This window comes from Pseudomonas sp. GW821-FHT04D07, assembly GCF_059420225.1.
In genome coordinates this window covers 1-22,307 of sequence record NZ_JBWKTH010000045.1, presented here as the reverse complement: position 1 = coordinate 22,307, position 22,307 = coordinate 1, and the positions used below count along the sequence as shown (strand labels likewise).

20 protein-coding genes are annotated in these 22,307 nt (G+C 62.8%); 8 read left to right on the top strand and 12 right to left on the bottom strand.

Annotated elements, in window-relative coordinates; genetic code table 11:
* Positions 1 to 115: 115 nt before the first annotated feature.
* Genes AC07T0_RS30450 through AC07T0_RS30440 form a run of 3 tightly spaced genes read right to left on the bottom strand, consistent with a single transcriptional unit; the run spans position 116 to position 3,097 of the window.
* The gene (locus tag AC07T0_RS30450) at positions 116 to 940 is read right to left on the bottom strand and encodes a sulfite exporter TauE/SafE family protein (protein ID WP_495004668.1); all 825 of its coding nucleotides are present in this window, start codon (positions 938 to 940) and stop codon (positions 116 to 118) included.
* Positions 937 to 2,196 carry an NAD(P)/FAD-dependent oxidoreductase gene (locus AC07T0_RS30445; protein ID WP_495004667.1) on the bottom strand — a complete coding sequence of 420 codons (1,260 nt, stop codon included), beginning with the start codon at positions 2,194 to 2,196 and terminating at the stop codon, positions 937 to 939. The genes AC07T0_RS30450 and AC07T0_RS30445 overlap by 4 nt, the downstream gene beginning before the upstream one ends.
* A gap of 16 nt (positions 2,197 to 2,212) precedes the next feature.
* The gene (locus AC07T0_RS30440; RefSeq protein WP_495004666.1) at positions 2,213 to 3,097 is read right to left on the bottom strand and encodes an MBL fold metallo-hydrolase; all 885 of its coding nucleotides are present in this window, start codon (positions 3,095 to 3,097) and stop codon (positions 2,213 to 2,215) included.
* Between the two features lie 354 nt (positions 3,098 to 3,451).
* On the opposite strand from AC07T0_RS30440, the gene AC07T0_RS30435 reads away from it, so the two are divergent.
* Positions 3,452 to 4,771, top strand: a complete 1,320-nt coding sequence (locus AC07T0_RS30435; protein WP_495004665.1) for a sigma-54 interaction domain-containing protein — start codon at positions 3,452 to 3,454, stop codon at positions 4,769 to 4,771.
* Positions 4,772 to 4,828: 57 nt separating this feature from the next.
* On the opposite strand, the gene AC07T0_RS30430 is transcribed toward AC07T0_RS30435, so the two are convergent.
* Positions 4,829 to 5,815 carry a threonine ammonia-lyase gene (locus tag AC07T0_RS30430; RefSeq protein WP_495004664.1) on the bottom strand — a complete coding sequence of 329 codons (987 nt, stop codon included), beginning with the start codon at positions 5,813 to 5,815 and terminating at the stop codon, positions 4,829 to 4,831.
* Between the two features lie 94 nt (positions 5,816 to 5,909).
* On the opposite strand from AC07T0_RS30430, the gene AC07T0_RS30425 reads away from it, so the two are divergent.
* A complete protein-coding gene (locus AC07T0_RS30425; protein WP_495004663.1) occupies positions 5,910 to 6,782 on the top strand; it encodes a LysR family transcriptional regulator in 873 nt (290 codons plus the stop codon).
* Positions 6,783 to 6,917: 135 nt separating this feature from the next.
* Here AC07T0_RS30425 and hglS read toward each other — a convergent pair whose 3' ends face one another.
* Positions 6,918 to 8,318 carry a 2-oxoadipate dioxygenase/decarboxylase HglS gene (gene hglS, locus AC07T0_RS30420; RefSeq protein ID WP_495004662.1) on the bottom strand — a complete coding sequence of 467 codons (1,401 nt, stop codon included), beginning with the start codon at positions 8,316 to 8,318 and terminating at the stop codon, positions 6,918 to 6,920.
* Between the two features lie 246 nt (positions 8,319 to 8,564).
* Between hglS and AC07T0_RS30415 the strand changes: the two genes are divergently transcribed.
* Complete coding sequence (locus tag AC07T0_RS30415) at positions 8,565 to 9,464, top strand: LysR family transcriptional regulator (protein ID WP_495004661.1); 900 nt, start codon at positions 8,565 to 8,567, stop codon at positions 9,462 to 9,464.
* Positions 9,465 to 9,720: 256 nt separating this feature from the next.
* Here AC07T0_RS30415 and AC07T0_RS30410 read toward each other — a convergent pair whose 3' ends face one another.
* The 3 genes from AC07T0_RS30410 to AC07T0_RS30400 all read right to left on the bottom strand — a co-directional run bounded on the left by AC07T0_RS30410 (position 9,721) and on the right by AC07T0_RS30400 (position 12,253).
* Positions 9,721 to 11,187 (bottom strand): heavy metal sensor histidine kinase, encoded by a 1,467-nt coding sequence (locus AC07T0_RS30410; RefSeq protein ID WP_495004660.1) that lies wholly within the window; start codon positions 11,185 to 11,187, stop codon positions 9,721 to 9,723.
* Positions 11,184 to 11,855, bottom strand: coding sequence for a heavy metal response regulator transcription factor (locus AC07T0_RS30405; RefSeq protein ID WP_495004659.1), 672 nt, complete (start codon positions 11,853 to 11,855; stop codon positions 11,184 to 11,186). The genes AC07T0_RS30410 and AC07T0_RS30405 overlap by 4 nt, the downstream gene beginning before the upstream one ends.
* 143 nt (positions 11,856 to 11,998) lie before the next feature.
* Entirely contained in the window at positions 11,999 to 12,253 is a 255-nt protein-coding gene (locus tag AC07T0_RS30400; protein ID WP_495004658.1) for a DUF2790 domain-containing protein, read from the bottom strand.
* A gap of 233 nt (positions 12,254 to 12,486) precedes the next feature.
* On the opposite strand from AC07T0_RS30400, the gene AC07T0_RS30395 reads away from it, so the two are divergent.
* From AC07T0_RS30395 to AC07T0_RS30385, 3 genes are all read left to right on the top strand, one after another.
* Positions 12,487 to 12,987: a sigma-70 family RNA polymerase sigma factor gene (locus AC07T0_RS30395; protein WP_495004657.1), complete on the top strand. Its 501-nt coding sequence runs from the start codon at positions 12,487 to 12,489 to the stop codon at positions 12,985 to 12,987.
* A 130-nt stretch (positions 12,988 to 13,117) separates the two neighbouring features.
* Complete coding sequence (locus AC07T0_RS30390; protein WP_495004656.1) at positions 13,118 to 14,089, top strand: FecR family protein; 972 nt, start codon at positions 13,118 to 13,120, stop codon at positions 14,087 to 14,089.
* Between the two features lie 130 nt (positions 14,090 to 14,219).
* Complete coding sequence (locus AC07T0_RS30385; protein WP_495004684.1) at positions 14,220 to 16,634, top strand: TonB-dependent siderophore receptor; 2,415 nt, start codon at positions 14,220 to 14,222, stop codon at positions 16,632 to 16,634.
* A 117-nt stretch (positions 16,635 to 16,751) separates the two neighbouring features.
* Here the strand turns inward: AC07T0_RS30385 and AC07T0_RS30380 are convergent, their stop codons facing one another.
* Positions 16,752 to 17,903: an MFS transporter gene (locus AC07T0_RS30380; protein ID WP_495004655.1), complete on the bottom strand. Its 1,152-nt coding sequence runs from the start codon at positions 17,901 to 17,903 to the stop codon at positions 16,752 to 16,754.
* Positions 17,904 to 18,005: 102 nt separating this feature from the next.
* Positions 18,006 to 18,452: a DoxX family protein gene (locus AC07T0_RS30375; RefSeq protein ID WP_495004654.1), complete on the bottom strand. Its 447-nt coding sequence runs from the start codon at positions 18,450 to 18,452 to the stop codon at positions 18,006 to 18,008.
* Between the two features lie 141 nt (positions 18,453 to 18,593).
* Between AC07T0_RS30375 and AC07T0_RS30370 the strand changes: the two genes are divergently transcribed.
* Positions 18,594 to 19,511, top strand: a complete 918-nt coding sequence (locus AC07T0_RS30370; protein ID WP_495004653.1) for a LysR family transcriptional regulator — start codon at positions 18,594 to 18,596, stop codon at positions 19,509 to 19,511.
* 25 nt (positions 19,512 to 19,536) lie between these two features.
* Here AC07T0_RS30370 and AC07T0_RS30365 read toward each other — a convergent pair whose 3' ends face one another.
* Complete coding sequence (locus AC07T0_RS30365; protein ID WP_495004652.1) at positions 19,537 to 20,688, bottom strand: M14 family metallopeptidase; 1,152 nt, start codon at positions 20,686 to 20,688, stop codon at positions 19,537 to 19,539.
* A gap of 374 nt (positions 20,689 to 21,062) precedes the next feature.
* Positions 21,063 to 21,425: a DUF6124 family protein gene (locus tag AC07T0_RS30360; protein WP_495004651.1), complete on the bottom strand. Its 363-nt coding sequence runs from the start codon at positions 21,423 to 21,425 to the stop codon at positions 21,063 to 21,065.
* 129 nt (positions 21,426 to 21,554) lie between these two features.
* On the opposite strand from AC07T0_RS30360, the gene AC07T0_RS30355 reads away from it, so the two are divergent.
* On the top strand, positions 21,555 to 22,205 hold the full coding sequence (locus tag AC07T0_RS30355) for a LexA family protein (protein WP_495004650.1): 651 nt from the start codon (positions 21,555 to 21,557) through the stop codon (positions 22,203 to 22,205).
* The last annotated feature ends 102 nt before the right edge of the window (positions 22,206 to 22,307 follow it).

Sequence of the window (22,307 nt, the reverse complement as noted above, 5' to 3'; positions counted from 1 at the left end):
TGGATCTTCGGTCGTATGCGAGCTTTCGGTTTGACACCAAACATTGTGGGAGCAGGATTCACCGGGACGCCGGACCGCCGCGAAGAGGTCCTCGAGATCGCCAAAAGCCTATGGTTTAGAACGAAATCCCCAGTGCCGCCAATGCTAACAGCAGCGCCGCGATCACCCCGACCAGGGCGAACAGTTGCTGCAACCGCGGTCCGGCCAGATACCTGGCGACCTGGAGTCCGAGTACCAACCCCAGCACCGCCCCCGCCGCAAACGGCCCACCCACTGACCAGTGCATCGCCCCGGACAGTGTCGCCGTGAGCACGCTGCCCAGCGACACCAGGGCGATCACCGCCAGGGACGTGGCAACAATGCTCTTGCTGTCCAGGTTGCTGTAGCGAGTCAGCGCCGGGATGATAACAAAACCACCACCGACCCCGAGCAACCCCGATAACAATCCCGAGAGCATGCCGGTGACGGTCAGCGCTCGGGCGCAGGGCAGGGTCCAGCGCAACCGGCCTTGCAGGGGATTCAGCACGCATGGCTGAAAACCCGGTCGCGACGCCGGATGCCCGTGTTGCAACTCCTTGCGGGCCTTGAGGAAGATCCGAGCGCAGGCATAGACCATCACCGCGGCAAACCCCAGGGCCAGCGGCTCGTTGGGCAGGTGATGGGCGAGCCACAGGCCCAGGGGGGTGAGCAGCACGCCAACCCCGGCGATATAGGCCGCCGCGCGATAGCGGACAATGCCCTGGCGCAAGCCGAGCAAGGCCCCGACACTCGCCGCCAGGCCCACCGCGAGCAAGCCGATGGGCGCCGCCTCGGCCATCGACAAGCCTAGCCCGAACACCAGCAACGGCACCGCGAGGATGCCACCACCGGCCCCGGTCAGAGCCAGGATCGCACCAATCAGCGTGCCCAGTCCCGCCCCCAGCAACAGATGTTCGTTCATGGTTGCGTTCTGGCCGCCGTCAATGTTGGCCGCGCCAACCATTCCCGGCCCTTGAGCATGCCGCGCCAGTACAACGGCGGCAGGATCCGTTCCTTCAACCACCAGGCCAGGCGCGTCGGTTTGCGTCCGTCCAGCAGCCAGGGGGCGAACGTCGGGGCCAGCTTGCCGCCGTAGGTGAATTCGGCGAGGACGATTTTGCCGCGCTCCACGGTCAGTGGGCAGGAGCCATAACCGTCGTAGCTGGCTTGCCGGGACAAACGCCCGAGGGCCACCAGCACGTTGTTCGCCACCACCGGCGCCTGCTTGCGCGCGGCGGCGGCGGTCTTGGCATTGCTGGTATTGGTCACGTCGCCCAGACCGTGGATATTGGCGAACTGTCGGTGTTGCAGGGTGGCCGGATCGACATCGACCCAGCCGGCCGCGTCGGCCAGCGGGCTTGCCCGGATAAAGTCTGGGGCCACTTGCGGCGGCACCACATGCAGCATGTCGAACGAGCGGACCAGGGTTTCCCGGGTGCCATCGGCCAGGGTGCGGGCGAAGGTCGCCTGTTTGGCCGGGCCGTTGACCGCCACCAGGCTGTGGCCGAATTGCAGGTCAACCGCGTATTTGTGGATATATTCCATCAGCGCCGGCACATAGTCGGCCACGCCGAACAGCACCGCGCCGGCGTTGAAGAAGCGCGCATTGATCTGCTCCAGACGCCCGGCCTTGAGCCAGTGATCACAGGACAGGTACAGGGCTTTTTGTGGCGCACCGGCACATTTGATCGGCATCGGCGGCTGGCTGAACAGGGCCTCGCCTTCCTTGAGTGCCTGCACCAGCTTCCAGGTATAGGGCGCGAGGTCGTAGCGGTAGTTGGACGTCACGCCATTGCGCCCGAGGGTCGCTTCGAGGCCGTCGATGGCCGCCCAGTCGAGTTTCAGGCCGGGGCAGACGATCAACTGTTCGTAGCCGACCCGGCTCTGGTCGGTAAGGACCACTTCGTGGCCGTGGGGGCCGAAGGCGCTGACCGCTGCCTTGATCCAGCGCACGCCACGGGGAATCAGCGTGGCCATGGGCCGGGCGGTCGACTCGGGGCGAAATACCCCGGCGCCGACCATGGTCCAGCCGGGTTGGTAATAGTGGGTGTCGGCCGGGTCGATAATTGCGATATCCAGGTCCGGCGCTCGGGCCAGCAGGCTGGAGGCTACGGCGATACCGGCTGCGCCGGCGCCGACGATCAGGATCTGGTGATGGGAAACGGCAGTCGAAGACATGGTGTCGGGTCCTGGTTCAGAGGGCATTGAGCGGAATCTTCAGGTAGCGCACGCCGTTGTCTTGCGGCTCGGGCAGGTGGCCGCTGCGCATGTTGACCTGCACCGCCGGCAGCATCAGCACCGGCATGTCGAGGGTGGCGTCGCGGGCCTCGCGCATGCTGACGAAGTGGTCTTCGTCGATGCCCTCGTGGATATGGATATTGTCCGCGCGCTGTTCGGCCACTGTGGTCATGTAGCGCAGTTCGCGGCCGCCCGGCAGGTAGTCATGGCACATGAACAGCCGGGTCTGCGGCGGCAGCGCCAGCAATTGGCGGATCGAGCGATAGAGGGTACGTGCATCGGCGCCGGGGAAATCGCAACGGGCGGTGCCGTAGTCGGGCATGAACAGGGTGTCGCCGACAAAGGCGACGAGATCGTTGCCGGACTCGATCAGGTAGCTCATGCACGCCGGGGTATGTCCTGGCGTATGCAGGGCCCGGGCCTTCAGGCTGCCGATGTTGAACTCGGCGCTGTCGCTCAGCAGCACATCGAACTGGCTGCCGTCGCGGTGGAAGTCACGGCCCTCATTGAACAGTTCGCCGAATACCTGCTGGACCACCGTGATATGGCTGCCGATGGCGACCTTGGCGCCCAGCTGTTCCTTCAGGTAGGCCGCCGCCGAGAGATGGTCGGCGTGTACATGGGTTTCCAGGATCCACTCCACCCGTGCATCCAGTTCGTGGACCCTGGCGATCAGGCGGTCAGCCGACTCGGTGCGGGTGCGCCCGGACTTGGGGTCGTAGTCGAGCACGCTGTCGATCAGCGCGCAGTGGCGGGTGCTGGTGTCCAGCACCAGGTAGCTGATGGTCCAGGTGTCGGGATCGAAAAAGGCTTCTACGGCTAGCTTGTCGCCAAAGGTCATTGTGTACTCCGGATGTCGTCGGCGGGTATGGGGCTCACACGGTCTTGTAGGAGCCTAGCCTGCTCGCGAAGGGGGCCCTGAGAACGCCAAAAGCTTCGCGAGCAAGCTCTACTCCTACAGGTTAGGTGGTGCATTCAATCTCCCGTCCCTGTCTGACAAGGGGATCAATAAGCATGCCAAACTATGATTTTGATTTTTTGCTAATGAATGCTGATTTATATCAACGTATTTGCCGAAGTTTTATGGTTTACCAGCGTTTGTCAGGTCGATTGGCAGTTATTTTGGCAGTCCGTGGCAGCTAATGGCAGAAAGCACCTGCATGCATTAAGCTCCTGCGTCCACCCGGGAGTTGCCATGACCATCCTTGCCACCGACCTTTCCCGGCCCGATATGCGGGCCCTGGTGTCTTATCTGGAACACGACCACCAGCCGACCATCGTCCTCGACACCGACTACAACATCGTCGCCGCCAACACCGCCTACCAGCGCCAGTTCGGGGTCGAGGGCCGTCCTCATGTCGGGGCGAAATGCTTTCGGGTCTCGCACCAGTTCGCGGTGCCCTGCGACCAGGCCGGCGAGCATTGCCCCATGCGCAAGGCTCACGAAAGCCGCCTGCCCGAGCGGGTCCTGCATATTCACCACACGCCGCGTGGTCCCGAGCATGTCGATGTGGAATTGCGGCCGTTGCTGGACGAGCAGGGCGAGGTGGTCGCTTATGTCGAACGCTTGAATACCGTCACCGTGGCCTCGGCGCAGCCGCAGCACCAGGGCCTGGTCGGTCGCTCGGCGCCGTTCAAGGAGGCTTTGAGCGCCTTGCAGCGGGCGGCGCCGTCGCCGATTCCAGTGTTGTTGCAAGGCGAGTCCGGCACCGGCAAGGAACTCTTTGCCCGCGCCCTGCATGAGGGCAGTCCGCGGGCTGGCGGGCCGCTGGTAGTGGTCGACTGCACCGGCCTGACCGAAACCCTGCTGGAAAGCGAACTCTTCGGTTACGAAAAGGGCGCCTTTACCGGCGCCGTGCAGCGCAAGATCGGCCTGGCCGAAGCGGCCCATGGCGGCACGCTGTTCCTCGACGAGATCGGCGAGGTGCCGCTGGCGATGCAGGTCAAATTGCTGCGCCTGATCGAGTCCGGCAGCTTTCGTCCGGTGGGCAGCTTGCGCACCGTGCACTCGGACTTCCGCCTGGTGTGCGCGACCCACAAGCCGCTCAAGGACATGGTCGCGGCCGGGAGCTTTCGCCAGGACCTGTTCTACCGCATCAGCGCCTTTCCGATTCGCCTGCCGGCCTTGCGCGAACGCAGCGACGACTTGCCGCTGCTGATCGATAGCCTGTTGCAGCGCCTGGCGCCGGCGGCCGTGCCGCGTATCGATCCGCCGGCGATGAAGGCCCTGGGGCTGCATGACTGGCCGGGCAATATCCGCGAACTGCGCAATGTGCTGGAGCGGGCGCGCCTGTTTACCGACGATGGCGTGATTCGGCTGGCCGACCTGCCCGCCGAACTGCGCCGTGAAACAGCGCTGGCGACTGTGCAACGGCGGCGTGGGCGCAACGAGTTGGAGCAATTGGCCCACGCCCTGGAGATGTTCGCCGGACCGCGTAGCGAGCTGGCGAAAACCCTGGGGATGAGTGAACGCACGCTGTATCGGCGCTTGCAGGCGCTGGAAGGGAAGGCCTGACGGCGGTTGAGCCGATCAGCGCGGCAGCGCTTGGTCGACGCTCCCCCCTGGCACCGCTCAATCGTTCGTCAGCAGTGCATTGGCGAAGAGCGTCGGGTCGGCATTGCCCCCCGACAACACCACCACCGCGCAGCGACCGTCCAGCGCGATGCGCCCGGCCAGCAGCGCGGCGAGGCCGACCACGCCACCCGGTTCGACCACCAGCTTGAGGTGCTCGAACGCCCATTTCAGGGCGTAGCGGACCTCGGCATCGGTCACCGTCAGCGCGCCGTGCAGCAGCCGGCGATTGATCTCGAAGGTCAGTTCGCCCGGGGTCGCGGTCAGGATCGCGTCACAGATCGACTGGCCGCCCGGCGCGATACTTTGCCGGCTGCCTGCGGCCAGGGAGCGCCCGGTATCGTCGAAACCCTCCGGCTCCACCGCATACACCGCGATCTCGGCAATCTGACTGTGCAGCGCCACGCTGACTCCGGCAATCAGGCCGCCGCCGCCGCAGGGCACCAGGGCCACCTCGGGACGCAGGCTCAGCGCCCGGGCCTGCCGGGCGATTTCCAGCCCCAGGGTGCCCTGGCCAGCGATGACCCGTGGGTCGTCGTAGGGCTTGACCAGCACAGCGCCGCTTTCGGCGGTCAACGTCGCGGCGATGGCCTCGCGGTCTTCGGTCTCGCGATCGAACAGCACCACCTGGGCGCCATATTCACGGGTGCGGCGGATCTTCAAGGCCGGGGCATCCCTGGGCATCAGGATCGTCGCCTGTATTCCTAACAACTTGGCCGCGCAGGCCACGCCCTGGGCGTGATTGCCGGACGAGAAGGCCAGCACGCCACGCGCGCGTTCTTCGGGACTCAGGCTGGCGAGGGTGTTGTAGGCGCCACGGAACTTGAACGAGCCGGTTCTTTGCAGCACTTCCGGCTTGACCAGTACCCGGCCCTGGCAGCGTTCATTCAGGCTGTGGAATTCCAGCAATGGCGTTTCCACGGCGTGCCCGTGGATACGCCGGGCCGCCTGTTCGATATCGGCCAGTTGAATGGGCTGTGAGGTCATGTCGCGCTCCTGGGTGTGCAAAGGCCTAATTTGCGGTTTTCCACGTCCCTTGAAAAGCGCTTGTTCACGCTGTTGAACAACGTAAAATCCGTGGATGGATACTCAATTTCTCGAAACCTTCCTGGCAGTAATCGACTGCGGTTCCATCGCCGCGGCGGCGCGCCAGCTGGACCTGGCGCCGACTACCGTGGCCCAGCAGATCAAGGCCCTGGAAAAGCAGCTCGGCAACGCCTTGCTCAGACGCAGCGGCCATACCGTGAAGCCGACCGCGGCGGCCCATCGGATCGTCGAACGGGCCCGGCTGATTGTCCGCGAAGCCCGCGACCTGTGTGCCAGTGCCTCCAGCGGTGTGCTGCCGGTCGGGCCCTTGCGCCTGGGGGCGACCCAATATGCCCTGATGCAGTTACTGCCGCCGGCGCTGCATGAATGGCGCCGACGCTATCCCGAGATCGAGATCTATATCGAGCCCGGCAACTCCCAGGAGTTGATGGAGCAGGTGGTGAGTGGCGACCTGGACGCGGCGCTGATCGTGCACCCGTTGTTCGCCTTGCCCAAGAGCTGCGAGTGGATGGCGCTGGTGGAGGAACCGCTGGTGCTGATCACCCCGGCGACGCTGCCGGTCGAGGATGTGCTGGCGACCATCGTCGCGCAACCCTTTATCCGCTTCAGCCGCAAGGTGGTCGGCGGCAAGCTGGTGGAGGCCTATCTGCAAGGTCACGGGCTCAAGCCCAAGTCCCAGTTCGAGCTGGATGGCATCGACATCATCGTCAAGTTCGTCGCCGAGGGACTGGGGGTGGCGCTGGTGCCGGACCGGCCGGCGGCCAATCACGAGGCGCAGGGTGTCCGCCGCTGGGAAGTGCCGGGGCCCAGGTTGTTTCGCACCCTGGGGATTGTCTGGCAGCGCGCGTCGGTGCGGGCGCCGCTGGTGGTGGCGCTCAACGAATTGATGGCCGAGCAGGCGCTATAGCAGGCCCGGTCCGAACGCGGTCCCTGTAGGAGCCAGCTGGCTGGCGATGAGGCCAGTGAGACTTGCATCGCCTGATCGGCCGCCATCGCCGGCAAGCCGGCTCCTACACAGGTTCGCGGCGCTCACCCGAATGTGTCAGACCAACGGCGCGATATTCAACCGGGTCGAACACGCCAACAACGAACGCCGCTGCGTCGCCGCATACAGCTGCAATTCATCGATGGTTTCACGCCCCAGCGCCCGGTGGAACTGCTCCCGGTTGGAACTGCCGGCGTAATGCGCTTGCGCGTCATCCCCCAGGTTCGACTGGAAGATCCCGGCCGCGCTGACCGGCAGGAAGTCCTCATACACCAGCGGCTCGAAACTCACCTGGCCAGCCTCGATCAAGGCTTCCAGCTCGCGCAGCGGCAGTTCGCTGCTGCGCGCGGCGATGCCTTTTTCGGTCGGGTAATAGCGGAAGTACGCCAGGCCCTGCTTGCGCATCTCGCTGTAGTTATCGGGGAAGGCCTTGAAGGTGTTCGCCATGATCTGGTCATAACGCGCGGCATTGGCCTCGTTGGGAAAGTCCCCAAGCGCATCCCGTGCAGCATTCAGCAAGCGATCGTAGAGCGCCCGGCCCTTGGGCGTCAGCGCCGCGCCGCGCTGTTCGATTTCGCCGAAGCGGGCCGAGTGGCTGCCGGTTTCGCTGGCGTCCTGGCCGATAAAGGTGATGGCTTCCTCCAGCGCCTTGAAGCTGGTCTGGCGCAACAGGATCGGGCACTCGCGGCGCGGTGGACCTTCGATCACCGCTTTGGGGGTGATGCCCTTGCCTGGCATGGCCGCCTGCACCGCATCGATGTCGAGGGTGCGTGGGGTCAGGTGGTTGATATGTGGCCCCTTGAACGCCACCACGTCGGCGATCAGGCGATGTTGGGCATTGAGCTTCTTGTATTCGGCCAGCGACACTGTCGCGCTGTTGTGCCAACGGAAGGTTTCCAACGCCTGCTGGACGAACTCGGCGGCATCGGCGCTATCGAGGCCGCCATTCATCTCGGCCTTTTCGATCAGCTCGAGGGTGCGTGGGGTGAAGATATTCCGTCGGCTCAGGATCCACTCGGCGAATTCCCGCAGTCCGTCTTCCTCGATCAGTTCCAGGCGCAGCAGTGAAGTGAAGACGCGGAACGGGCTGACTTGCAAGGCCGTTTCGTGCACCGCGCGAAAAGCCGTGGAGTGCACCGGCACGCCCGCCGGGGTCAGGTCGTAATAACCCACCGGTTGCATGCCCATCACCGCGAACAGTCGGCCCAGGGTGGCCAGTTCCGCCGCCGTACCGACGCGAATGGCACCGTGACGCTCCATGTCCAGGCGGCGGATCTCGCCGGTCTGCCGCAGGCTGTCGGCGACCTGGGCATTGTCGCTCAGCACCTGCTCGTTGATCTGCGCGACCAACTCCATCAGCGCACCGTAGAGCGGCACTTCGGTCTTGTACATCTGCGACATGGCACGGGAAAAATTCGCGCGAATTTCGTCAGGGTGGGCGAAGACAGCGGTGCTCATCGGGTGGTTCTCCGCAAAATCGGGATGACTGGACGTGGGCTGAATTCTGCGGGTGGTGGGGGGCGGGTTCAAACGAATTAAGGTCCAGGGATCATTCCAAAAAGGACTGACCTCGGCCCAAGGTGCCCCTGCGACGGTAAAGGCTCCAGCAATTTTTACTGCTGAGGTGGGAGCGATGCCTTGGGGATAAACGGCAGTGATAATGTATTAATCTAGGCGCCTTCATTGGCAAGTAGTACAACTCGGATGAATATCAATAGCACCGATCTCAACCTGCTCAAGGTCTTCGAGGCCCTGCATGACGAGGGCAGCGCCAGTCGCGCGGCCTTGCAGCTCGGGTTGACCCAGTCCGCGGTCAGTGCCGCCTTGAATCGTCTGCGCGCGATGTACGGCGACCCACTCTTTGTGCGTACCGGCCGGGGCCTGGCGCCGACCCTGATCGCCAACCAGCTCAAGCCGGTGATTTCCGATGCCTTGAACAAATGTCGCCAGAGCTTTTCCCTGGTCCAGCCGACCCTGGCCAGCTATGAGGGGCGCTCGGTGACCATCGGCCTGTCCGACGACTTTGAAATTGCCCTGGGCCGCCAGTTGATTGAAACCGTGGCGCAGCGGGCGAAAAACCTGCGGCTGATCTTTCGCCAGACCCACAGCCAGATCGCCGTCGATGCCTTGATGGAGCGTCAGTTCGATCTGACCATTACCGCGGGCGGCATCCCCAATCGGCTACTGGGTCGGCATCTGCTTGGGGAGGGCGGTTATGCCTGCCTGGTGGATCGCGGCAGCCTGGGTGACAAGACGGCCCTCGATCTGGAGGATTACGTCGCTCGCGAGCACATCCTGATTTCATCGGGAGGCTTTATCGGCATTGTCGATGAGGGGCTGGCGGCGCGGGGCCTGAGCCGCAAGGTCGTGACCGCCACCACGCATTTCGCGGCATTGCCGTTCCTGTTGAAGGGCTCGTCGGCGGTCGCGACCTTGCCCACCCATGCCGCCCGGGCGATCGCGCAGTTATGCGATATTCAAATGCTCGCCTGTCCCATCGACCTGCCGCACTATCCCATCGAGTTGGGCTGGCGCACCCATGCGCAGACGGATAGCGCGGTGCTGCTGGTCAAACAGGCGATTATCGACAGCTTCGCGCTCTGACGGATCACGCGACGCCGTTGAACGCTACCCGCGCGTTTGCTGCTGGGATCGGATGCTGTTCACGCGGTCGAAGTGGAGGAAAAGTCGCGCTACGAGGCAATGCGGCTCTGGAAGCCGGTCAGTCGCGCTGCCGATTTTGACTCGGTATCGTCCGAGTGGCCGTCGGAGTAGAGCTTGTGCATTGTCCTGATTGGCGCGACCGGTATGGTTGGCCTGCTGGCCATTCACCGAGCTTGCTGTGGAAGTTCGATGAAGGTCAACCGGGGGAAGGGTGCTTCGCGACGATGCTGAGGCGAGGGGCGTCTGGGCCGGTTTGAACGCCGGCCTGGCGCTCTTGCTGATCCCGTATGGGAAAAAATAGCTCGAAACAGGTCACGCCATTTTCGCTGGTGACGCTGTAGCGGCCACTGTGCAGCTGCATGATAGTCGCTACGATCGAAAGCCCCAGGCCATTGGACTGGGCTGAGCGCTCGCGTGATTGATCGACGCGGTAGAAACGCTCGAATAATTTCGGAAGATGTTCCGCCGGGATGGTTGTCCCGTAGTTGCGCACGCGCAGATTGATACCCGCCTCGGACGGTGTGGCCTGGATCAACAGTTCGGAATGAGGTGTGGCATATTTTATCGCATTGGCACACAGGTTAGCCAAGGCGCGGCGTAGCAGCGTTGGTTCGGCCCAGATAAGGCCTTCGCCCTCCGCGCGGATGGTGATATCGACGTCCGCGGCCAGACCTTCAAAGTAATCGGCTACGCGTTCCAGTTCGTCGGCGGCACCCAGCTCCTGGCGCTGATCACGAGCGCTACCCGGGTCAGTACGCGCGAGGAACAGCATGTTGTCGAGCATGCGTGCCAGGCGTTCGAGTTCTTCGACGTTGGAGGCGAGCAACTGCTGGTAATGTTCCGTGCTGCGGTTCTGCTGCATGGCGACCTGGGTCTCACCCAGCAAGTTGTTGATGGGGGTGCGTAGTTCGTGAGCCATGTCAGTCGAGACCTGACTCAGTTGCGCAAAACCCTTGGCGAGCCGCTCAAGCATGGTGTTGAAAGAGTCGATCATCGGGAGCAACTCCTTCGGGGCGCCTCGGCCGTCAAGTCGCTCTGTCAAATTGCCAATGCCGATACCGTGGGCTTGCTGCGCCAGGCGTCTGAGGGGCAACAAACCGCGATGAACCACTACATATCCAGCCAGCGCCAGGACAATGGCCGCGAGACTGGCGAGGGCGTATACGCTGAGACGATAGCTGGCGAGCACCGCGGTTCGTTCGGTCATCAGGCAGCCAATGGTCACTTTCAGCTTGCCTGAGTCGATACTCGCGGAGATGGCCGCGAAGGGAGTACCGTTCACGGCGGGTAGATGCTGTACATCTGTCAGTGTCAGGGGATGGTCCATTGCCACGGGAGTGAGGTCGGGAAGATCGATATCACTGGGATTGACCGTTAGCAAAGGGGCTTCCCCTGGAACGCCAATCGTGAGTACGGACTCGCGATTGCCCAGCATGTTCTGAAACAGCACGGGTTTGGTCCTGATCAGTTCCAGTGTATTGCTGCCATTGAGAACGTTACGCAGCTGATCTACCCGGTAGACCAGGGTGGACTCGTCGCGGCGTATCAGTTCGCGTTCAAGCTCGCGGTACAGTGCGACGCCGGTGGTTGCCAGCAGGGCGAAGGCCAGCAAGGCAAACACCACCGCCAGGCGCAGCGTCAGGGAGTAATGGCGACGGTTCATGGCTGTGTATCAAAGCGGTAGCCAATGCCCCGCACACTGTGGATCAGCTTCAGATGGAAAGGGTCGTCGATTTTCAGGCGCAGGCGTCGCACGGCGACATCCACTACGTTGGTGTCGCTGTCAAAGTTCATGTCCCAGACCCGGGAGGCTATCAGTGAGCGAGACAGCACCTGATCCTGATGCGTGGCGAGCAGGTGCAATAAGGCAAACTCCTTGTTTGTCAGCGTCACTCGCACGCCGGCGCGGGTGACGCGGCGTTTGAGTACATCAATCTGCAGGTCAGCGATCTGCAGTTGTTCTTCCTCCCGGGTCGGACCGCGGCGGGTCAGGGTGCGCAGGCGCGCGACCAGCTCGGCGAAAGAAAAGGGTTTGATCAGGTAGTCGTCGGCCCCCAGCTCCAGGCCTTTGATTCGGTCGGCGATGTCATCCCGCGCGGTCAGGAACAGCACCGGCGTATCGGCTTCCTTGCGCAGGCGGCGCAGTACTTCCCAGCCGTCCATCTTCGGCATCATCACATCCAGCACGATGACGTCGAAAGGCGTTTCCAGGGCCAGGGATAAACCCTCGGCGCCATCGCGGGCCAAGCTGACGGAGTATCCCAGCTCCTGCAGACCATTGAGTAAGTAATTGCCCGCCTTGGGCTCGTCTTCTACTACAAGGATGTTCATGAGAATGACCTTGGTTCAGTTTCGGTATTCGATCCACAAAAAACGGACCTGAAAGCCGCGAGCAGGTAGCGCAAGTATAGCCCTGTCATCAGGTTGCCTTGGGTATTGCCTGCTCACGGACAGTCATCGGCAAAAGCATTCCATCAGTTCTCGTTCGTGCAACGTCCTTGAACTGGATAGTCCAGCATATGTTCCCGTCCCTGATGATCCAGGTAATCAAGACGGGCCGGAATGACGCCACATTGATCCGAGAGGTCGGTCATGGAGATGACTTTCGCAACGTCCAGGTGGACAAGGAAACCGGTACTGTCGTGGATCACCGCGGAGGTGTCGGTGGTATAGGCAAAGGCTGAACCGGTGGTGAGGAGGGTGGCGAACCCGAGAATGAACAGTTTCATGGCAGTATCTCCCTATTTACGGTGGACTGCCTGTTATCTGGCAGTGAGTTCACAGTAACAAGGCAACTCCAACAGCTAACGAACAGGACAATGACAAAGTTGTAATGCAATCTTGTCCGAGGTTGGGCCTGATGGGCTTCAGCGGCCTGTGGCCGAGGTGGTGGGCGTTGGAATGAATTGCGGCTATTAATAAGAAGCATTACTATTAGCGCCCGCCTTCATAGCCCATCGCCATGAATCTCCAGCCACCCCGCAGACCCGGTTTTTTCGAGCATTACGAAGAGTTGATCGGCACCTGGACCCGTCGGCTGAGAAACCGTCAGCAGGCCGAGGACCTGGCCCACGATACCTTTGTGCGGGTGCTGGAAAGCCAGGCCGGCGGCGTCGAGCAACCACGGGCCTACCTGCACCAGACCGCGCGCAATATCGCGGTGGATACCTATCGCCGCGAAGACCGGCGCGGGCCCCTGGAACTGCAAGCGATTCACCACAGCGCGCCGCCCACCGGCGATCCAGAGCATTTCATGCATGCCATCCAGCTGGCCGATTCCATCGAGCGGGCCTTGGGTGAGTTGCCCGTCAATTGTCGCAAGGCCTTTGTCTGGCAGAAGATCGAGGGCCTGACCCAGGCGGAGATCGCCGAGCGCCTGGGACTGTCCAGGAACATGGTGGAGAAGTATATGATCCGCACCCTGCGGCATCTGCGCGAGCGCCTGGATGGGGCCGATCAATGACTCTTCTGTGCTCTTCTACCTGTAGGCGCGAGCTTGCTCGCGATGATCTCCAGAGCGCTGCGGTGGGTCAGAGGCCCCGCGTTATCGTTGACGTTTATCGCGAGCAAGCTCGCTCCTACAAGGATTTTGCATGATGGAGAATCGTGATAGCGCCACGGTTCGCGATGAGGCCGCCACCTGGTTCGTGCGGGTCCAGGAGGCGCCGTTGAGCGCCGGGCAACAGGCCGAGTTCGACGCCTGGCGCCATGAACATCCGTTGCATCAGGATGAGTTCGACGTGCTCCAGGGACTTTGGAGCGCCACCGACCTGCTGCCCCAGGCGCGCTTGCAGGCGCTCTGCGAGGGGCCGCCGGCGCGGACCAAACGCCGGCCGTTGTTGCGTTATGCGGTGGCCGCCGGGGTGGTGGCGGTGGCTTTGGGCTTGGGGCTTTTCAGCGGTCTGAATCATCCGGCGCCCTATGACGCGACCTTTGCCAGCGTGCTCGGTGAGCGGCGGCAGGTGGCCTTGCCCGACGGTTCGATCATCGACCTGAACAGCCGCAGCCGGGTTCGCGTGCATTACCAGCGTGACCGCCGTGAGGTCGAGCTGGAGCAGGGCGAGGCGATGTTCAGTGTCGAGCACGACAGCAGCCGGCCGTTCGTGGTCCAGGCCGGGGTCGGCAAGGTCACGGTCACCGGCACGCGCTTCGATGTGCGCCGCGATCCGGCGCAGACCCGCGTAGTGGTCGAGGCGGGCACGGTGAGGGTCCAGGGCCGCGATGCGGCGGACGGGGATTTCGTCAATCTCACGGCGGGCCAGGGCACCCGGGTTGATGAGCAGGGCCGGGTCGCCGCGGCCGAATCGGTGAATGCCGACGAACTCACCGCCTGGCGCAGCGGCAAGCTGGTCTTCAACAATGCCCGCCTCAGCGACGTGGTACAGGAAGTCTCGCGTTATCGGGACAAGCCCCTGGGCGTTGCCTCGCCGGCCGTGGGCAATCTGCGCCTGACCAGCGTGTTCAAGGTCAACGATACCGAGGCCCTGCTCAGGGCCTTGCCAAGCATCCTGCCGGTGGCTATCAGGACCCGTGCCGACGGTGCCCAGGAAATAATTGCAAAATAAATTCAGGTTTTTTTCGAGTTCTTCGTCTTCTTGTCCAACTGCAACTGGTTTGCATTAACAATCGCATGCATCTGCGAATTACAGGACAAGGTCAGACGTGAACAACACACCCAACGCGCTTTACCAGGCGATCCGCAACGCACTGCCCAGCTCCCAGGCCTTTGCCCTGGCGCTGGCGGTCAGTGTCGTTGCCCCCCTGAGCCAAGCGGCTCAGGCCGATTCGGCCATTCATATCCAGGCCCAGCCCCTGGCATCGGCCTTGAGCCAGTTGGGTCAGCAAACCTCTCTGCAAGTGTTTTTCAGCCCGCAACTGGTGGCCGGCAAGCAGGCTCCGGCGGTCAACGGCAACCTGTCGCCGGAAGAAGCCCTGAACGTGCTGCTGCGCGGCAGCGGCCTGGACTATGAGCTCAAGGACGGTTCGCTGACCTTGCACGCCGCCGCCCCGGTCGCCGCCGGTGCGTTGGAACTGGCGCCACTGGACGTCAAGGTGGTGGGTGACTGGCTCGGTGATGCCGACCAGGCGATTGTGCAGAACCATCCGGGTGCGCGGACCGTGATCCGCCGTCAGGCGATGGTCGAGCAGGGCGCGATGAACGTGAAGGACGCACTGCGTACCGTGCCTGGTGTGCAGGTGCAGGAAAACAACGGTACCGGCGGCAGCGATATTTCCCTCAACGTTGGTGTGCGGGGCCTGACGTCCCGTCTGTCGCCACGGTCCACCGTATTGATCGACGGCGTGCCGGCGGCGTTCGCCCCTTACGGCCAGCCACAGTTGTCGATGGCCCCGGTGTCGGTCGGCAACCTGGACAGCATCGACGTGGTACGCGGTGCCGGTTCCGTGCGTTATGGGCCGCAAAACGTCGGTGGCGTGATCAACTTCGTGACCCGGGCGATCCCGGAGAAGTTTTCCGGTGAGATCGGCAGCACCCTGGAAACCTCGCGTTACGGCGGCGTCAAGCATCTCGACACGGCCTTCCTCGGTGGTACCGCGGATAACGGTTTCGGCGCGGCGCTGTTGTATTCCGGCGTGAAGGGCGAGGGCTATCGCGAAAGCAACAACGGCAACGACATTAACGATGTCCTGCTCAAGACCCACTGGGCGCCGACCGACCAGGACGATTTCGCCCTGAACCTGCATGACTACGATGCCAATGCGGACATGCCCGGCGGCCTGACCCAGCAGCAGTACAATGCCAACCCGTATCAGTCGGTGCGTAACTACGACAACTTCACCGGGCGGCGCAAGGATATTTCCTTCAAGTACAAGCGGCAGGTGGACAGTCAGACCCAGGTCGAAGTGCTGACCTACTACAGCGACAGTTTCCGTGGCAGCACTATCGCCGCCCGCGACCTCAAGACCCTCAGCGCCTACCCGCGCAGCTACTACACCTTTGGCATCGAGCCACGGGCGTCCCACGTTTTCGACCTGGGGCCGAGCACCCAGGAAGTCAGCGTCGGCTACCGCTACCTCAAGGAAGGCATGCATGAGGCCACCAGCCGCGTGGCCCTGGTCAACGGCATACCGACCGTGACACCGACCTCCGACGGGCACATCTACCAGGACCGCACTGGCGGCACCGAAGCCAATGCCTTCTACATCGATGACAAGATCGATATCGGCAAATGGACCATCACCCCGGGTATCCGCTTCGAGCGTATCAGCAGCAACTGGCATGACCGGGCGGTGCCGGGTACCAACTACATGCCGGTCCAGGAGAAGTTCCGCAGCGTCGACAGCAACGAGCCGCTGCCGGCCCTGAGCGTGATGTACCACCTCTCCGATGCCTGGAAAGTCTTCGCCAACTACGAAACCTCCTTCGGCAGCCTGCAGTACTTCCAGATTGCCCAGGGTGGCAATGGCAACAGCACGGCCAATGGCCTGCAACCGGAAAAGGCCAAGACCTACGAACTGGGCACGCGGTATGACAACGGCACCTGGGGCGGTGAAATGACGTTGTTCTACATCGACTTCTCCGATGAGCTGCAATACGTCAGTAACGATGTCGGCTGGACCAACCTGGGCGCCACCGCGCACCGCGGTATTGAAACCTGCGCGCATTACGACCTGTCGGCCGTCAACCCGGCGCTCGACGGTCTGACCGCGAATGCCGGCTTCACCTATACCAAGGCGACGTCCCAGGGCGATATTCCGGGCTTCAAGGGCCGTGACCTGCCGTTGTACTCGCGGGAAGTGTTGAATGTCGGCCTGCGTTATGCGGTCAATCGCTGGACCTACAACCTCGACGGTTTCGCCCAGTCTTCCCAGCGGGCGCCGGGGACCGGGACCAACGCTGACGGCAGCTTCAACGGCAACTACATCACCCAGCCGACCGCTGACGGCCAGTACGGCAACATTCCGGGCTACATGACCTGGGACGTGCGCGGTGCCTATGACTTCGGCGCGCAGTTGTCGAACCTGAAACTGGGTGCGGGGGTGCGTAACGTCTTCGACCAGCAGTACTTCACCCGGTCGAGCGACAACAATGCGGGGATCTACGTGGGTGAGCCACGGACCTTCTTTGTGCAGGCCAGTGTAGGGTTCTGATACCGGACCTTCGGTAACCCCATCCTGTAGGAGCCAGCTTGCTGGCGATGATATCGACGCGGTGTCCTGTCACTCCGCGTCGCCTGGATCGCCAGCAAGCTGGCTCCTACAGGTTTCTCAGGTTCGCAGGATTCGCCCGCTGACCGCCACCCCTACCAGCATCCCCGCGATCACCATAAAGGCCAGGTTCAATGAACTGGCATGGGCGATAAAGCCGATCGCCGCCGGTCCCGCCAGAATCCCCGCATACCCCAGGGTGGTAATCGCCGGCACGGCGATGCTTTCCGCCATGACCTTCTGTTTGCCCACGGCGGTGTACAGCACCGGCACGATATTCGAGCAGCCGGCGCCCACCAGCGCATAACCGATCAGCGCCGCCTCCCAGGCCGGCACCAGCGTGGCCAGGGCCAGGCCGGTCGCGGCAGTCAGCCCGCCGTAGACAATCACTCGCTGTGCTCCCAGGCGTCGGACGATGGCATCGCCGGTCAGGCGTCCGAGTGTCATGGTCAGGGCAAAAGCCGCATAGCCCAGGCCTGCGTAGGCGTCCGTGACCTGGCGTTCGGCGCTGAGAAACACCGCGCTCCAGTCGAGCATCGCGCCTTCGGCAAGGAACACCACGAAACACAACAGGCCGATAAACAGCACCACGCCATGGGGCACGGCAAACGCGGGACCTGTGCTTTCACTGCCATAGGGCAACAGATGCGGGGCGGCCTTGAACAGCGCCGCCAGCAGGAACACGATCACCACGCCGATGGCCCCCAGGGGGGACAGTCCCAGGCCCAGCAGCGCGCTGACCCCGGCGGCGCCGGAGATCCCGCCAAGGCTGAACAGCCCGTGAAAGCCCGACATCATGGTCTTGCCGCTGGCGCGCTCGACGATCACCGCTTGCAGGTTGACGGTAGAGTCCACCGAGCCGAGCCCGGCGCCGAACAGAAACAGGCTGGTCACCAGCCAGGGAATCGAGCTGACCGTGGCCAGCAGTGGCAGCGCGATGCAGATCAGCAAGGTGCCGATGCTCAGCACTCGCCGGCAACCGAAACGCGAGGCGAGGGCGCCAGCCACCGGCATGGCGATGATCGAGCCGACCCCAAGGCACAACAGCAATAGCCCCAGGGTGCCTTCATCGAGCCCGGCACGGGCCTTGGCGTAGGGCACCAGTGGCGCCCAGGCGGCCACGCCGAAACCGGCGATAAAGAAGGCGATACGGGTCGACATCTGTTCCAGGCGCCCCGGTTTGACCAGGGCGTGGGAGGTGAGGGCAGTCATGAAAAATCCTTGGCGGGCCGGCAGACAACGCTGTGCAAGGGGGCATCCTTGCACATCGTGTCCGGCGCGGCGAGGCCAAGGTCTCGTTTTATAACCACCCGGTCAGGCTTTGCGACGGGCATCCAGGCTCAGGCGACCGCCACCGAAGGCAACAACCTGCAACAGACCGCCGGCCATGGCAATGTTCTTGAAGAAGTGGATGAACTGGTTCTGGTCGCCCAGGTGATTGTGGAACGCCAGGGCGGTGACCACGCTGAACAGCGCCATGACCAGGGCCACCGCACGGGTACGGTAACCGAGGATCAACAACAGACTGCCGCCGACTTCGACGACGATCGCCGCGATCAGGACCAGCTGTGGCAGGGGCAGGCCCACCGATTCGATGTAGCCGATCATGCCGGCGGGGTTGGCGATCTTCGAGAAACCCGAGAGCAGGAAGATCGCCGCCAGCAGGATGCGTCCGGCGAGGGCAATGGCGCCGGCGGCGCTGGCGCTGTCGGATGGGCTGTGGAGTGCGGAGTTGGCGTTGGCAGGGCTAGCGTTTGACATGGATAGATACCTGTAGAAGCGACGCGACCACCATGGTGCGTCGTAGTGGTGAGTAGTCTGCCATCGCGGTAACGTACGCAATAGCCGAATAATTTCGAGGATCAGGTTCGAAAATATCGAACATCTTCAGGAGCCAAGCCCATGCCCGCCAATCCCGGAACACCGACCCTCGATCAATTGCGGGTGCTCCTGACCGTGGTGGAAACCGGCAGTTTTGCCGGTGCCGCGCGCAAGCTCAGCCGCGCTACCTCAGTGATCAGCTACACCATTGCCAACCTGGAGATGCAGCTTGGCGTGCAGTTGTTCGATCGCACGCTGACCCGCAAGCCGCAGCTCACCGATGCCGGACGTACCGTGCTGGCCGAGGCGCGCAGTATCTACAGCGGCGTCGACGGCTTGCGCGCCAAGGTTCGCGGGCTGTTGCAGGGGTTGGAAGCGGAAGTCCACCTGGTGGTCGACGTGATGTTTCCAGCGGCGCGCCTGGTGGATGTGCTCAAGGGTTTTCGCGCGCAGTTCCCCACGGTGTTGCTGCACCTGCATGTGGAGGCGCTGGGCGCGGTGGCGCAGTTGGTCCTGGAAGGACGTGCCAGCGTCGGCGTCAGCGGCTTTTTCAACCGCGGCCTGGCAGGCCTGGATCGGGTCGGGGTGGGCAGCGTCGAGCTGATTCCCGTGGCGGCCGCCGATCACGCCCTGGCCCAGGGCGTAAACCTGCCCGGTGCCGGGCGCGACCATGTGCAACTGGTACTGTCGGATCGTTCGACCCTGACCCGCAACCAGGAATTTGGCGTACTCGGCACCCGCACCTGGCGCCTGGCGGACCTGGGTTCCAAGTTGATGCTGCTGCGCGAAGGGGTGGGCTGGGGCAACATGCCGGCGCCGATGGTGGCCGAGGACCTGGTAAGTGGGCGGCTGGTGCAGCTTGATCTGCCGGATCTGCGCGGCGGCTTTTATGGCTTCGATGCGATCTACCGCAGCGACACACCGCCGGGGCCGGCGGCGGCATGGCTGATTGCGCGGCTGGTGGCGCAGGGCGAAGCGCTACCAGCCGGGATGGTCTGAGACCCCGGGCGCACCCGGCGGCGCCTCAGCGCAGTTGCGTGACGATATCCGCGACGCTGCTGAGCACGTCCTTGCCCAATTGTTTCGAACGCTGGCCGGACCAGCCGGTAGCCAGGTCCGGGGCGTCGTCATTGTCCTTGAAGGGCATTTCCAGGGTCAGCGACAGGCAGTCGAAGTGCTGGCCGACACTGTTGCAGGCCAGGGTCATATTGGCCTGGCCGGGCAGGTCGCGGGTGTAGCCGTGGGTGGTCTGGAAATCCACGGTGAGCGCGCTCAGATGGCTGCGAAAGCGACTTTCCAGCTGGGCGATACGGGGTGTGTAGCCAGGGTTGCCTTCGCAGCCGGCGGTGAACACGTAGGGAATCTCCTCGTCGCCATGGATATCCAGGAACAGATCGACGCCATGCTTGGCCATCTGCCGCTGGACAAACAGGACTTCCGGACTGATTTCCTGACTGGCGTTCTGCCAGGCGCGGTTGAGGTCCTGGCCCATGGCGTTGGTGCGCAGATGCCCGTGGAAGGCGCCGTCCGGGTTCATATTGGGCACCAGGTACAGATCGGCGCGGGCCAGCAGGTCACGCAGTTCGGCGTCGTCCTCCTGTTGCAGGCGCTCGATCACGCCCTCCATGAACCATTCGGCCATGTGCTCGCCCGGATGCTGCTGGGCGATGATCCAGACCTTGCGCCGGCCTTCGGCACCGTTGCCTTTGCGCAACAGCTGGATTTCCCGGCCTTCGGCACTTTTGCCGACCTCCAGCAACTCGATGCCGGCGTGGGTCACGGCCTGTTCGATCAGCCAGTCATGGCGCTCGCGGCTGTAGGGTTCGAAGTAGGCGAACCAGACTTGCGCTTGCTCGGCCACGAGGCTGATATGCAGGCTTTCACCGTCGAAGCGGGTGTCGACACGGAACCAGTTCTGGTGATCGTAGGAAGCGACGGCGCGGTAGCCGGTCCAGGCTTTGTTGTAGGAAGACTGGCTGGCATTGCTCAGTTCGAAGGCATAGGTTTCGCCCGGTCGCAGGCCTTCGACCTTGAAGTGAAACCACTGGAAATGCTGGCTGCGGGTATCCGGCTCCATGGCCAGGAGCAGGTGGCGTGGGTTGCTGGTGTCCAGTGCCTGGATATTACCGCTGTCGAAGTCGCTGCTGATTTTCAGAGAAGGTAGAACCACGGGCATCGTCGAGTACCTGAAGAGGCTTTTTGTGGCTGCTACTGTACACCTCGATGCAGCTCTGCGCCGAGGCGCGAGGTCATGGCTGTGGCAGCGTACCTGTCTTCAATTAGCCTGAAGCCAAGCCCGTCAGTTAATCGGGTGCAAAAAAAGACCCGGCAAAAAGCCGGGTCAAAAACCGTGATTAGCCTGATGAGGAGATAATCCAGGAGTCCGACCTAAGGTCTCCGGGTTATCGACCGATCTCGCGATCAGCTGACTGCAATAATAATCATTATCATTTGAAAGTCAAGTTTTTTCCCGTTCTTCGCGGATATCATTTCCCCGATTCTCTCCCCAGAGCCGGTCTTCGCGCGGCAAAGCGCTTGGGCGTGGTGTGTTCACGCGGTGCGGGTTTGTATTTGCACGACGCGGTCCACCAGGGCCTTGGCCATGTCGATCATGTACACCACCGAACAACCCAGGTCGCGGTTCGCGCTGTTCGCGGCTTCGTAGGCGGCCGCCGACGCGCAGCGCAGCAGGTCTGAGGCCTGGATCATGGCGTCCTCGATATCCAGGTCATCGCGCACGGCAAAGAGCTTCGGGTAGAGGGGGTCATCGCTGGTGTTCGCCGCGCAAGCGGCTGCTGAAACAGTTGGTTTCAAATAATAGTCGAGTGCACGTTGGGCGGCGGCGCGATCCTTGAGGGACGCGAGCGGGCTTTTCGAGTCGGTTCGAGGGCTTTCTGTCGTGATGGAAGTCATGAAGGGCCTGCCTTTCAGAGGAAGTTCAAGTCAGCTTCTGAAGATTAGTACTATTGGTACTGCTATGCTTGTCACAAACAATACATTTTGTGTATTGAGCGGCGGAATACTCCCCGTATTGTTTCGTCCATGGATAAATGGATAGCGTTGGTGAAAGCCAAGCTCGAAGAGCTCGGCCTTTCACAGGAAAAACTTGGCGAACGTCTGGATATCACCCAGGGCGGAGTCGGTCATTGGCTCAACAAAAGGCGCAAGCCTGATCTTGTGATGATGAACAAGGTTCTCCAGGCGCTCGGCCTCGGGCACCTGGAGGTGGTCCTGGTGATTCGCGACCGCGCGGTGGCGGCTCAGGCACCCGAGGACCGGGACGAACAGGTCTACGACATCACCTCGGCGTTTCGCTACCCGGTGAGTGACTGGCGCGCGGCCGCCTCCGTGGCGGGTTTGGTCACGGGTGAGCATGCCGGGCGCTACGAGGTGACCGATCATTACGCCCCCGCGGCGTTCTGGTTGCAGGTGGTGGGCGATGCGATGACCGCGCCCTCCGGTACCAGTGTGCCCGAAGGCATGATGGTGCTGGTCGACCCGGACCGCGAGGTCGAGGTCGGCAGCCTGGTGATTGCCCGCCTGCACGAGGGCGAGGAGGCGATTTTCCGCCAGTGGATGGAGGAGGGCGGGCAGCCCTACCTCAAGCCTTTGAACCCGACCTGGCCAAAGATCGCGGTTAGCCAGGCGTGCTGCGTGATCGGCGTGGTGGTGCAGGCGACCGCGAAATTCTGAAGGCTGCCCACATTCGTGGGGCATTCACCTGTGGGAGCGGAGCTTGCCCGCGAAGAACGATGACGCGGTGTGCCTGATACACCGCGGTGCGTTCTTCGCGGG